Origin of the sequence: Methanothermococcus okinawensis IH1 (assembly GCF_000179575.2) — an archaeon.
Classification (GTDB): domain Archaea; phylum AGJL01; class Methanococci; order Methanococcales; family Methanococcaceae; genus Methanofervidicoccus; species Methanofervidicoccus okinawensis.
On record NC_015636.1, the window covers coordinates 278,426 to 291,234 of the forward strand.

At 29.8% G+C, this 12,809-nt stretch carries 10 protein-coding genes; 3 read left to right on the forward strand and 7 right to left on the reverse strand.

The window, feature by feature from the left end:
- Positions 1–75: 75 nt before the first annotated feature.
- Complete coding sequence (locus METOK_RS01270; protein WP_013866436.1) at positions 76–945, reverse strand: shikimate kinase; 870 nt, start codon at positions 943–945, stop codon at positions 76–78.
- A 496-nt stretch (positions 946–1,441) separates the two neighbouring features.
- On the opposite strand from METOK_RS01270, the gene METOK_RS01275 reads away from it, so the two are divergent.
- The 3 genes from METOK_RS01275 (at position 1,442) to METOK_RS01285 (ending at position 5,245) form a co-directional block, all read left to right on the forward strand.
- Complete coding sequence (locus METOK_RS01275; RefSeq protein ID WP_013866437.1) at positions 1,442–2,674, forward strand: translation initiation factor IF-2 subunit gamma; 1,233 nt, start codon at positions 1,442–1,444, stop codon at positions 2,672–2,674.
- A gap of 225 nt (positions 2,675–2,899) precedes the next feature.
- A complete protein-coding gene (gene tfrA, locus METOK_RS01280; RefSeq protein WP_013866438.1) occupies positions 2,900–4,516 on the forward strand; it encodes a fumarate reductase (CoM/CoB) subunit TfrA in 1,617 nt (538 codons plus the stop codon).
- Between the two features lie 63 nt (positions 4,517–4,579).
- Entirely contained in the window at positions 4,580–5,245 is a 666-nt protein-coding gene (locus METOK_RS01285) for a metallophosphoesterase family protein (RefSeq protein WP_013866439.1), read from the forward strand.
- A 144-nt stretch (positions 5,246–5,389) separates the two neighbouring features.
- On the opposite strand, the gene METOK_RS01290 is transcribed toward METOK_RS01285, so the two are convergent.
- From METOK_RS01290 to METOK_RS01315, 6 genes are all read right to left on the reverse strand, one after another.
- Positions 5,390–5,824, reverse strand: coding sequence for a hypothetical protein (locus METOK_RS01290; RefSeq protein ID WP_013866440.1), 435 nt, complete (start codon positions 5,822–5,824; stop codon positions 5,390–5,392).
- Between the two features lie 162 nt (positions 5,825–5,986).
- A complete protein-coding gene (gene acs, locus METOK_RS01295; protein ID WP_013866441.1) occupies positions 5,987–8,101 on the reverse strand; it encodes an acetate--CoA ligase alpha subunit in 2,115 nt (704 codons plus the stop codon).
- A gap of 179 nt (positions 8,102–8,280) precedes the next feature.
- The gene (gene pscS, locus METOK_RS01300; protein WP_013866442.1) at positions 8,281–9,426 is read right to left on the reverse strand and encodes an O-phospho-L-seryl-tRNA:Cys-tRNA synthase; all 1,146 of its coding nucleotides are present in this window, start codon (positions 9,424–9,426) and stop codon (positions 8,281–8,283) included.
- Between the two features lie 136 nt (positions 9,427–9,562).
- Positions 9,563–10,378, reverse strand: a complete 816-nt coding sequence (larE, locus tag METOK_RS01305) for an ATP-dependent sacrificial sulfur transferase LarE (RefSeq protein ID WP_013866443.1) — start codon at positions 10,376–10,378, stop codon at positions 9,563–9,565.
- Positions 10,372–11,352 carry a biotin synthase BioB gene (bioB, locus tag METOK_RS01310; protein WP_013866444.1) on the reverse strand — a complete coding sequence of 327 codons (981 nt, stop codon included), beginning with the start codon at positions 11,350–11,352 and terminating at the stop codon, positions 10,372–10,374. Before bioB ends, larE begins: the two co-directional genes overlap by 7 nt.
- A gap of 131 nt (positions 11,353–11,483) precedes the next feature.
- On the reverse strand, positions 11,484–12,704 hold the full coding sequence (locus tag METOK_RS01315; RefSeq protein ID WP_013866445.1) for a 2,3-bisphosphoglycerate-independent phosphoglycerate mutase: 1,221 nt from the start codon (positions 12,702–12,704) through the stop codon (positions 11,484–11,486).
- Positions 12,705–12,809: the final 105 nt, after the last annotated feature.

A 12,809-nucleotide genomic window follows, 5' to 3' on the forward strand; every position in this document is an offset into this window, starting at 1 on the left:
ATTAATTTAAATTTAATTTAATCGTTATTATATATATTTTTTGGTTTATTTGGATTATCTTATCTTTTTTATAGTTTATTTAACTATTTCAGCACCGTTGTTATTTAACTTCGTAACAATTACATTACCGTATTTTTTAAGAGCTCCTTTAACTTTCTCAGTATGGTCTCTGTCACATAGTGCTATATATGATGGTCCTGTTCCAGATAACCCTGCTGTCAGAGCTCCCATTTCAATAGCTTCAATGGCAATATTTGTAGGAAAATTAAGGGCAGAAGCATATAAAATTCCATTTAAAAACAATGCATTGCAATAGTTTCCATTTAAACACTCATTAAATGCCACTTCAACATAATTTTTTAAGAGTTTCATCCTATTTACATCTACATTTTTATTTAAATTTGGTATAAGCACCAAAACATTTAGTTCATCATTTTTTATTCCCTCTATATTGAAAATATCCCTCTTAATTATTTTTCTATTTATATTATCTGTAATGGTAATTCCACCATAGTATGAAGCCGTAGCATCATCATAAGCCCCAGTAATAGTTAAACCTTCATCAAAGGATGATTTTATTGCCAAATCAAGTATAAGTTTATCGTTTAATTTTTTTCCCAGAGCTCCGAAGGTTGCTAAAACTACTGCATTTGATGTTGCACTGCTACTACTTAAACCTGATTTTATTGGAATTTCTGTTTCTGTAATGACTTTTGCCGAGTAATCCAATTCAAAATAATTTAAAACATTTCTTACGCATGTTTCTATGAGATTTGTATTTACATTCGGATGGTCTTTTACCTCTCCCACTATGTGTTTTTTACCATCATCCAAGAGCTCAACAGTGGCTTTTACCTTTAAATCGATGCCAAATGCAGAACCTTTTCCAGTAGCTATTGCATTTATAATTGTTCCAGATGCAGGAGATACTGCTGTGGATTTCATATTTTCACCATATATTTTATAATTTTAGATTATAATTACAATTCTTATATTCAAGTATAATATTTTATAATTATTAAATATTTAATTTTTAATTTTTAAAATTTTATTATAGCTTTATTTTATTATATTTTAATTATTAGTTATATTATCCATAATTTTATCTTACCCATTATTTTTCTGCATTACCTGCTATTTTTTTACATTAGCTGCTTTTTTATTTTCTTATTATTTCATATTATTTTATTCATAAATTTATCAAAATTTATTCCCTAATTTTAATACCTATTTATTTTTTTATTTTATAGTTTAATGTAAATTATATATATGGTGTCGTATAAATGGTATGTGATATTAATCATTTAAAAGATAAAAGTAAAATAATATACATTATTAAATGTTATATTCTATTTTATCATTAGTTTAATTTATAAATTTATTAAATTTTAATTTATGTTTGGTTATTATTAATAAAAAGGAAAAATTTTAGAGGGATAACATGGCAAGAGTTAAACAATCAGAAGTAAATATTGGAATGGTTGGGCATGTGGATCATGGAAAAACCAGTTTAACAAAACAACTTACAGGAGTATGGACAGACACACATAGTGAAGAATTAAAAAGAGGTATATCCATTAGATTGGGTTATGCAGATTGTGAGATAAGAAAATGTCCAAAATGTCCAGAACCTGAGGCATATACTGTGAATCCCGTATGTCCAAGATGTGGTTCAAAAACCAGAATCATTAGAAAGGTATCTTTTGTTGATGCACCAGGACACGAAACACTCATGGCTACAATGCTTTCAGGAGCTTCATTAATGGACGGTGCAATATTGGTAATTGCAGCAAATGAGGAGTGCCCACAACCACAGACAAAGGAACATTTAATGGCATTGGATGCCTTAGGAATAAAAAATATAATAATTGTTCAGAATAAAATAGACCTTGTAGATGAAGAAAAAGCTAAGGAGAACTACAAACAAATAAAAGAGTTTGTAAAGGGAACTGTTGCAGAAAATGCTCCTATTATTCCAGTTTCAGCACACCATGGTGCAAATATTGATGTGCTGTTAAAGGCTATTGAAGATTTTATACCAACACCTGAAAGGGATACTGAGCTCCCACCAAGAATGTATGTTGCAAGGAGTTTTGATATCAATAAACCTGGAAGCGAAATTAAAGACCTTAAAGGAGGGGTTATTGGTGGAAGTATTATTCAGGGAGTTCTTGAAGTTGGAAAAGAAATTGAAATAAAACCGGGATTGAAAGTTATAGAAGGCAATAAAACACACTGGGAACCAATTATTACAAAGATTACATCCCTTGGGGTTGGAGGTTCCAAGGTTAAAAAAGCTTATCCAGGTGGATTAGTTGGTGTTGGTACAGAATTAGACCCTGCCCTTACAAAATCAGATGCTCTAAGCGGTAGTGTTGCAGGAGAACCGGGAACATTACCTGAAACACTTGATAAAATCACCATAAAAGCTCATCTTCTTGAAAGAATCGTGGGTTCAAAAGAGGAACTAACAATCGAACCGTTGAAATCAAATGAGGTATTAATGCTTAATGTAGGGACTGCAACAACAGTTGGTGTAATATTATCTGCAAGAAACGATATTGCTGATATAAAATTAAAACTCCCAATATGTGCCGATAAAGGAGACAGAGTGGCAATGAGCAGAAGGGTAGGTTCAAGATGGAGATTAATCGGTTATGGAATTATTCAATAAAATAAAAATGATAAAATTATAATAAATTATAATAAAAAATTAAAATAAATAAAAATAATTAATTAAATAAAATAATTAAAATAAAAAATAAAAAATAAATATAAATTATTTTACTTTTTTTGCGTATTTATTGTTAATTGGTATTTATTATCTTATATGCGGTTATAATGTATAGTATGAGATATATTATTGCATTATTATAAAAAGTTATTTTTAGGTGATTTTGTGATTACGGATGTTTTAATTATAGGTGGTGGCGGAGCTGCGGCAAGATGTGCCATAGAGTGCAGAAATAAAAATGTAATTATTGCAGTTAAAGGGCTTTTCGGTAAAAGTGGATGCACAGTTATGGCAGAAGGAGGATATAACGCAGTATTGAATCCAAAGGATGATTTTAAAAAGCATTATGAAGACACAATAAAAGGGGGAGCTCATATAAATAATCCAAAACTTGTAGAAATTCTTGTAAAAAATGCTCCAAAAGAACTAAAAAACTTAGAAAAATTTGGTTCTATATTCGACAGAAACAAGGATGGAACAATAGCTCAAAGACCGTTTGGTGGGCAGAGTTTTAACAGGACATGTTATAGCGGTGATAGAACTGGACATGAGCTCATGGCAGGATTGATGGAATATATAAATAAACTTGAAAAGGTTAAAGTTTTGGAAGATGTAATGGCAATAAAATTAATAGTAATGGATGGTAGGTGCTACGGAGCTCTGTTTTTAAATATGATTACAGGGAATATTTTTCCAATATATGCAAAATCCACAGTTCTTGCAACAGGTGGTGCTGGGCAGTTATACCCAATTACATCAAATCCAATTCAGAAGGTTGGCGATGGTTTTGCAATGGCTTATAATGAAGGGGTGGAGTTAATAGATATGGAGATGGTGCAGTTCCATCCAACAGGAATGGTTGGAAAAGGAATACTCGTTACAGAAGCTGTAAGAGGGGAAGGCGGTATTCTATACAATAAAAACAAAGAAAGATTTATGGCAAATTATGACAAAGATAGGTTAGAGCTCTCAACAAGGGATGTCGTTGCAAGGGCAATATACAATGAGATACAAGAGGGAAGGGGCATAAATGGTGGTGTTTATTTAGATGTATCTCATTTAGATGATAAAATTATCGAAGAGCGACTTGGAACAATGTTTAAGCAGTTTATGAGTATTGGAGTAGATATAAGAAAGGAACCCATGATTGTAGCACCAACGGCACATCACTTTATGGGAGGTATAAAAATAAATGAAAAATGTGAAACAAATATAAAAGGGCTTTTTGCCTGTGGTGAAGTTACAGGCGGAATACACGGTGCAAATAGACTTGGGGGAAATGCACTTGCCGATACTCAGGTATTTGGAGCAATTGCTGGAAGAAGTGCAGGGGAATTTGCAGAAGAATCAGAATTTGATTTAAAAGATATTGAGGACTATGTAAATAAAGTGATAATGGATATTAACAATGAATTAGAAAATAAAAAGAATAATCCATCTATATCATATAATGTATTTGAATTGATAGAGGAGCTCAGGTATATTATGTGGAATTATGTTTCGATAGTAAGAAATGAGGAAGGGCTAAAAAAGGCACTTTTGGAGATAAAAAATTTAAGAGATAAAGCAGAAAATATAAATATAAATGGAATTATTGAAATCCAAAAATATTTTGAATTAAAAAATATGATTACTGTTGCAGAAATTATTATAAAATGTGCATTGGAAAGGAGAGAAAGTAGGGGAGCTCACTATCGTTCGGATTATCCAGAAACAAAAGATGAATGGAAGGGAAATTTAGTTGTATGCAATAACAATATAAAATTTATTAAAATCCATTAATAAGCTAATAAATATTTATATAATCCATTATTAAATTATAAAATAATGGCAACGGGGGATTTCATGAGAATAGCGGCATTAACCGATTTACACGGTAAAATTATAAATTTCAAAAGAATCCTAATATATAAACCAGATGCAATTGTTGTTTCTGGTGATATTACACATTTTGGAAAGGATTTAAAAATAATCGATTATCTAAAATATTTAAAAGAAAAAGAAAATGTTAAGGTCTTAACAGTTCCTGGAAACTGCGACACTGAGGAATCTATAACTAAATTAAATGAATTGAATATAAACATCGATGAAAAATGTATAGAGATAAACAATATAAAATTTATAGGCATAGGGGGAAGTAATCCAACACCATTCAATACACCGAATGAATATACCGAGGAAGAATTATACAATAAATTTAAAAATGCAATTAAAGGCATGAAAAAAGAGGATTTATTAAATAACTTTATTTTAGTTACCCATGCACCCCCAAAAAATACCATGGCTGATAGAGTTGGAGGAAACCATGTTGGAAGCGCATCTATAAGAAAGATTATAGAGGAATACAGTCCATCTTTGGTTATATGCGGTCATATACATGAGAGTAAATGCATCGATAAAATAAATAACAGCTATATTGTCAATCCATCACAGAGCTCATTCTTAATATCCGATATATTTGATAAAGATGGTAAGGTATGGATTAAAAGTATAGAATTAATTGATTTATAATTAATTAATTTATAAATTTAAAAGTTTTATTTTTCATTCCTTTATTCCTTTAATTTATTTCTTTTAAATATCTCTTAATAATATTTTCGAGTTTTTTATTGTATTTTAAAGACAGAACAAATTTTGATAATAATGAATTTTTAGTTAAGTAAATATAATTTTTATTCTTTTATATCCTTTAAAATCTTTCCAATAGTCTGCTACTCTTCCGTTATCTAATATTACACCTTTATCGCAAATATTTACTTTTCTTATTTTAGATTTTTTTAAAATAATAACTAAACTTATCATTGTTGTAATAGTTATAACACGAAGTGCCATATCATCTATAAAAATTAATGAACTTAAAATAAGAATAAATACCATAATTAAGTATTCTTTTTCACTCATTCCTAAATTATGTTTAAAATTTTCTAACAAGTCCATTTCTGCATAATAAAGAACTCTCCACGATTTTTTGGCTTTTTTATAAGTTAAATATTGATTAAGTCCCAAACATATTGATACTATAATTAAAACTGTTATCAATAGTAATATTATAATTAACATTAATGATGCATTTATATGAATTAGATTCATAACTCCCAGTTTTGCTATTTACTTTAAATTTCTTAATAGAATATTTATATCTAATTTATATCTAACTTATTTATGCTTTAATACCTTAATATCTTAAAATTTTTAAGGTTTTTATATATTTATGTTTATATTTATGTTTAATATTTTTTTATGTTTATTTTATTATTTTCCAACAATAATCAAAGCATCACCGACATATCCACCTTTTCCATCCTCTTTTACAAACAATGGATTTATATCAATTTCTTTTATTTCGGGATAAATATCCATTATTACACCCAACCTAATCATAATATCAACTATAAAGTTAATATCCCTTTTAGGCCTTCCCCTAATTCCCTCTAAAACTTTGTATGATTTTAATTCCCTTAACATATCCAAGGCATAATCCTTTGTAATTGGATAGATACCAAAGGAAACATCCTTTAAGACCTCTACAAATACCCCACCTAATCCCACCATTACAACGGGACCAAATACGGGGTCTCTTTTTCCACCCACAATGACTTCGAGACCTTCAATATATTCTTCAATTAGAACACCATCAATAACGCCTTTAATTCTATTTTTTTCCAAATATTTTTTTCCGTTTTCCATAATGGTGTTAAATGCTTCCTTAATATCTTTTGGCTTAACAATTACACATCCAGCGTCTGATTTATGCATAATATTGGGAGAAGATATTTTCATTACAATATTATCTAACTTGGAGGCATAATCTTCTGCCTCTTCGATAGTCTTTGCCAAATATTTTCTTGGAACATTCATTCCATGTATCTTTAAAAATTCCTTTGAATTGTATTCATTTGGATTTTTAAGAAGATTTTTAACAATATCTTTATAATTTTCTTTTATTTTTAATAATTCCTTTTTTATACTATTTAAATAATCACAGTTATCCTCTTTTATCTTCATTTTATTATACTTATAGGAGCTCGACAATACCTCAACTCCATTTTCAGGAGATATATATGCAGGCACTCCATTTTTTCTTAAATAGCTTTTTGCTCCTTTAATAGATGCCCCTCCAACAAATGATGCCACAATCGGCTTACCTATTCCCTCATTTTTTATTTTGTTCTTTGTTTCAACAATTACATTGGCAACTTCCAAGGGCTTAGTCATCTCCTGCGGTGTAAGTATTACAAGCATTCCATCGATATTTTTATCATTTTTAACGATATTTAATGCATTTTTATATCTATCGGTATCGGCATCGCCTATTAAATCGAGAGGATTTGAAATGGATGAGGTTGGTGGAAGGTATTTTTTTAACTCTTCTCTCGTGGATTCTTCAAATTCTTCAATGGTTAAACCATATTTTTTACAGCTATCAGCAGCTATTACTCCAAATCCTCCTGCATTTGTAATAATTCCTATTTTATTACTTTTCATAAGGGGCTGTGTTGAGAATACATGCATTAAATTAACCAATTCTTCAAAAGTTTCCACCGTTAAAACTTTTCCTTTTTTAAATGCAGCGTTATATATTTGAGCATCTCCCGCCAAACTTCCAGTATGGGAAGATGCCGCCTTAGCTCCAGCCTCTGTTTTTCCGCTTTTTAAGGCAATAATTGGTTTTATCTTTGCAAGTTTTTTTGCAGATTCTATAAATTTTTTATCCTTTAACCCCTCAATATAGAAAACAACAACCTCTGTTGTATCATCATGAATTAAATATTCCATTAAATCGCTTTCCTGAATATCAATCTTATTCCCAAGACTTACTATTTTTGAGAATCCCAAGTTTAAAAGCGGTGCTATATCAAGTATTGCCGTTAATATTGCCCCACTTTGTGATATAAAGGTTATATTTCCCTCTTTAAAATATTCTTTACTGAATGAAGCATTTAATCTGTTGTGCATGTTTATTATACCTAAACAGTTTGGACCTATTATTCTTATATTATATTTTTTAGCTATACTTTTTACTTTCTCTTCGAGCTCGTAATTGCCAACCTCCGAAAAACCTGCGGATATTATCACAGCCCCCTTTATCCCTTTTTTTCCACATTCTTCCAATATATTTGGTATAAGTTTTGCAGGTATGGTGATTACCGCTAAATCGATATTGTCTGGAAGAACATCCAACACCGATTTATAGCACTTAATGCCGAGTATTTCGTCATATTTTGGATTTATTGGATAAATTTTATTATCAGGATTATTTTTTCCAAATGCCATTAGATTTTTCATTATGGCATGCCCTACTTTTCCCTCGATACTGGATGCTCCAATTACTGCAATGGATTTTGGATTAAAGATTTTATCAAGCATATTTACCCCTAATTTTTTTAGTTAAATATTATTTCATAATATATATCTTAATCTTATAATTATATCTTAACTTAATTTATAAAATTTGTTATTTTTTTTATTTAAAATAAAATATTAAAAATAAAAATTAAAGTGTTTTAAAAATAATAAAATAATTTTTAGTTATATTAAGATTATTTTCAACAATTTTCAACAATTTCTTTAATGCTATCTACAACATATTCCACCTGTTCCCATGTTAAACCATAAACACTCATTTTTATTTCTTTTGTGGTTCCTCTCCTTATACCGCCGATTCCTCTTTTCTTCAATTCATCATAGAAGAAATAACCTCTTCTTTTATCTTTCTGTGCAATTTCATCGAGCACAGGCGTTTCAAATTTTATTAAATCGTGTTCCTTTGGTTTTATACCAATTTGATTAAATCCAATCTCTTCGAGCTCATGCACTACAAACCTAGTTTTCTTAATTTCTTCATCCCAATGATTAACCCTTTCCACAATGTGCGGGAAGCTAGCCATAAGTGATACTATCGGAGCTCCTCTACTTGTGCATCCAAGCATCTCAATCTCTTTAACAGGATGAGTTTTTGAAGTTCTCAATACCTTATCTGCAAATTCATCCCTTATTGACAATATACCAATAGGACCAGATGCTGCCATACTTTTATGTCCTGAACATGCTAAAAAGTCGGCATTTAATTTTTTACCTTTTACGGGCATTCTTCCAACGCTATATGCACAATTTAATAAAAATGGATAGCCCCTATCCTTTGCAATTTTTCCTACTTTTTTGGCATCTGTAAGGTTTCCATAATCTCCATCCACATGTGTAAGCAGTATTAAACCTATATTTTTACCTTCATCTTCTAATTTATCTATAACCTCTTTATAACCTTCGGGATTTATCCTATATGTTGGATAACCCTCATTTTTAACCTCTGCATAATTTAATTTTGCCCTTTCCATAGCAACATAGGATGTGTAATGGGCGTTTTCATCGAGAACTACATAATCACCTTCATTACATATCGAATGCATGACTATAAATTTACTCTCCCGAGCTCCGTGTGTTGGTCTCGATATATCCATATTCAGAAATTTTGACATATCATTTAAAAATTCACAGATTGGCGGTGTTTCAACCTTATCAAGTCTTCCGCCACAGTAATCACAAACACTGTATCCATCACAGTATTCATATATTGCTTTTTTTGATTCTACTGGTATAATTCCCCCTCTTTGGATAGGATTTAAATCTATTAATTCTCTTCCCATATGTCTTTTAATATTTTTGTATTTGTCGAAATTTATATTTTCAGTCATAAAATCACCTAAATTATTATTTTTATATTTTTATTAAATAGATTATAGCTTATCCTATTTTGATATTATTTTATTTTTAATTTTTATCTTAAAAAATCTATAATTAATAAATTAATATAATATATATCCATTAAGATTATTTTAAGTTAATGTCTAACACACACTTTTTAAATCCTATTTCTTTAAATTGCTCATTTATTATTTTTAAATTGTCCATATCCATTTTAAATTTATAAATCTCCTCTTTATTTATTTCAATAATGGCAATATCGTAAAAATGTCTTACTCTGAAATAACCCTCAATATCCAAAAATGAAACCAAAAATTCTTCTGCTCTTTCTACCATTTTTATTTTTTCCTTTGTAATAGGAGGATTTAAAACTCTCGTTGCTAAACAGGTATCTTTTTTTGGAATATCGATATTTAGATATTTTGAGAGATTTATTATATCATCTTTGGAAAAATTTAATTCTGCAAGCGGCGATTTTATATTATATTCATTATATGCCTTTATTCCAGGCCTATCTTCAAATAAATCATCGTAATTTGTGCCATCCACTATGATTATATTATTATTGTTATTATCAGTATCATTATTCAATTTTCTTTTTAATTTATTTTTTTCTTTCAAGAGCTCCGATGCCATATACTTTTTACAGTAATAGCACCTATTTTTTAAATCGCTATTTATTTTGGATATTATATAGTTATAATCCATATAATTTAGTTTTACGACTTTATGATTTATATTATATTTTTTAGCTCGTTTTACTGCATTATTTATGCTATTCTCTGAAAAAAAACCATTATCTATCGTAATAGCAAGGGTATATTTTGCATTATCGGAGCTCACCTTAGCAACCAATAAACTATCCACACCACCAGAATATGATACTATTACATTTTTTCTTTTAAAATAGTCTTTTAATCGTTTATATTTTTCCATTAACATTTAAATCCCATGTCATTTATCATTTTTATGTCGTCATCAATATTTCTTCCCTTAGTGGTTAAATAATTTCCAACCATAAGCCCATCAAGTGATAAAAGTGCCAAACCCTGTAAATCATTTAAATTATACTCCCTTCCACCGCAAAGCCGTATCTCTCTATCAGGCATATAGATTTTTGCTATTGCCATGGATTTTAATGCTTCAATTGGTGTAATTTTCTTTATCTTATTCTCTTCAATTAACTTATAGGTTTTTGTTCCTTCTATTGGGTGAATAATATTTAATGCTACGCTATTTACATTAAGGTTTTTCAATTCCTCAAACATCTTAATCCTATCTTTAAAGGTTTCCCCAAGCCCAAATATGCCCCCGCTACAAACCTCCAATCCAAATTTTTTGGCAATTTTTATCATTTTTATTTTATCATCATATTTATGGGTGGTGCATATATTATCAAAATATGCTCTCGAAGTTTCTAAATTATTATGTATTCTAACATTTAATTCTTTTAATTCTTTTAATCTGTCCTTATCAAGAATGCCCAATGAAGCACAGACTTTTAAATTTGTTTTTTCTATTATTTCCTTTATTGTATTTATTATTTTTTCAAATTCGCTATCATTTACCGTTTTTCCGCTTACCACTATTGAAAATCTATGGCTGTATTTTTCCATATATTTTGCATATTTTAAAATCTCTTCCCTTGGTTTTAAGTCGTAAATATTGATATTTGTTTTATTGTATATAGACTGAGAACAGAAAGCACAGTTTTCAGGACATCTTCCAGATTTTGCATTTATTATAGAACATAAATCAAATTTAGAAGGATTATTATATTTTTTAATATTGTAGTATTTTTTAACGGAATATGCCAAATAAAGTAAATCATAAACATCATAATCCCAAAGTTTAACGGCATCTTCATATGTTATCCTATTTTTAATAGATTTTTCATAAATTTGTAGGAGCTCCATAGTATCACTAACATGATTATTTAAAAATAAATCATTTTAATAAAATTTTTAATAAAAAATAGATAATACCAAAATACATGAAAAGGATTAAAAATTATTTAATATTTAATATGATAATATTATCAATATTTTTATGCACCGTATTTTTTTAGCAATCCCATCAAATCGAGTAATGTAGGCATAATATATTTACCTTTTATCCAGCATAATCCTCCCTTATGTGTGGAAAACTCATCGAATTTCTCCACATCATCAACTCTCACGCTTTTGCCCCATATAATTATAGGAATAGGGTCTGCTGAATGGTCTTTTTCTTCTATTGGGGTAGAGTGGTCTCCTGTTAATACAAAATAAACCTCATTTTTATCGATATTATTTAATATATATTCCAACATCCCATCTACTTTTTCAATCACTTTCTTTTTGAGCTCGTAATTCCCATCGTGGGATGCTTCATCTGCTCCCTTGACATTAACCAATATAAAATCGTAGGTTTTAAGTCCTTCCACGATGGCTTTTGCCTTGTTCATAAAGTTTGTTTCTGGCGTTCCAGTAGCTCCCTCAACATCTATGAAATCCAATTTTACCATTTTTGCAATACCTTTTATAAGACCTGTTCCTGCAATACATGCCCCTTTTAATCCATATTTTTCACTAAATGGTAAAATATGTGGAACTTTTCCAACACCTCTTGGTAATATGATATTTGCAGGTGGAAGTCCATTTTTTCTTCTCTCTTCATTTATTGGATGGTTATTCAATCTTTCATAAGCTATTTTTATTATTTTATTCACAATATTAGCAGTTCTTCTTGCCTCTTCTGAATCATCGAGTGGTTTTATCTCTGGAACCTTTACACCTTCATGGTGTGGGTCCCCCTCTGTTATCTTATCGCTTAATTTATCGCCTCTTAAAACAAGTGCAGCCCTATATCCTCCTGATTGTTTAAAGATTACCTTGACGCCATCAACTTCAATACCATCGATTACTTTTTCGAGCTCCGCCGTGTTTTTTATTCTACCTGCTCTTCTGTCTATTACAACAAAATTCTCATCAACAGTGGCAAAATTGCATCTAAATGCTATATCTCCTGGCTGCACATCAATGCCCACACCTGCGGCTTCAAAAGGTCCCCTGCCTGTGTAATTTTCATAGGGGTCATATCCCAGTATGGCTAAGTGGGCAGTATCGCTTCCAGGTCTAACCCCAATATCTACGGCATTCATTAATCCACAAATACTTTCCTTAGCCATTCTATCCATTGTAGGTGTATTAGCCTCTTTTAATGGCGTATTTCCTTCATTATTTGGTCTATCCCCTAATCCATCAATAATGAAAATAACAGATTTCACAGTATCACCTCTATTTTTATGATGGTATAATTTTTAAGTTATTAAAATCTTTTGGTTAATAGTAAAATTGACTTTAATATTTGGATTATTGTGTAAATTTAGATT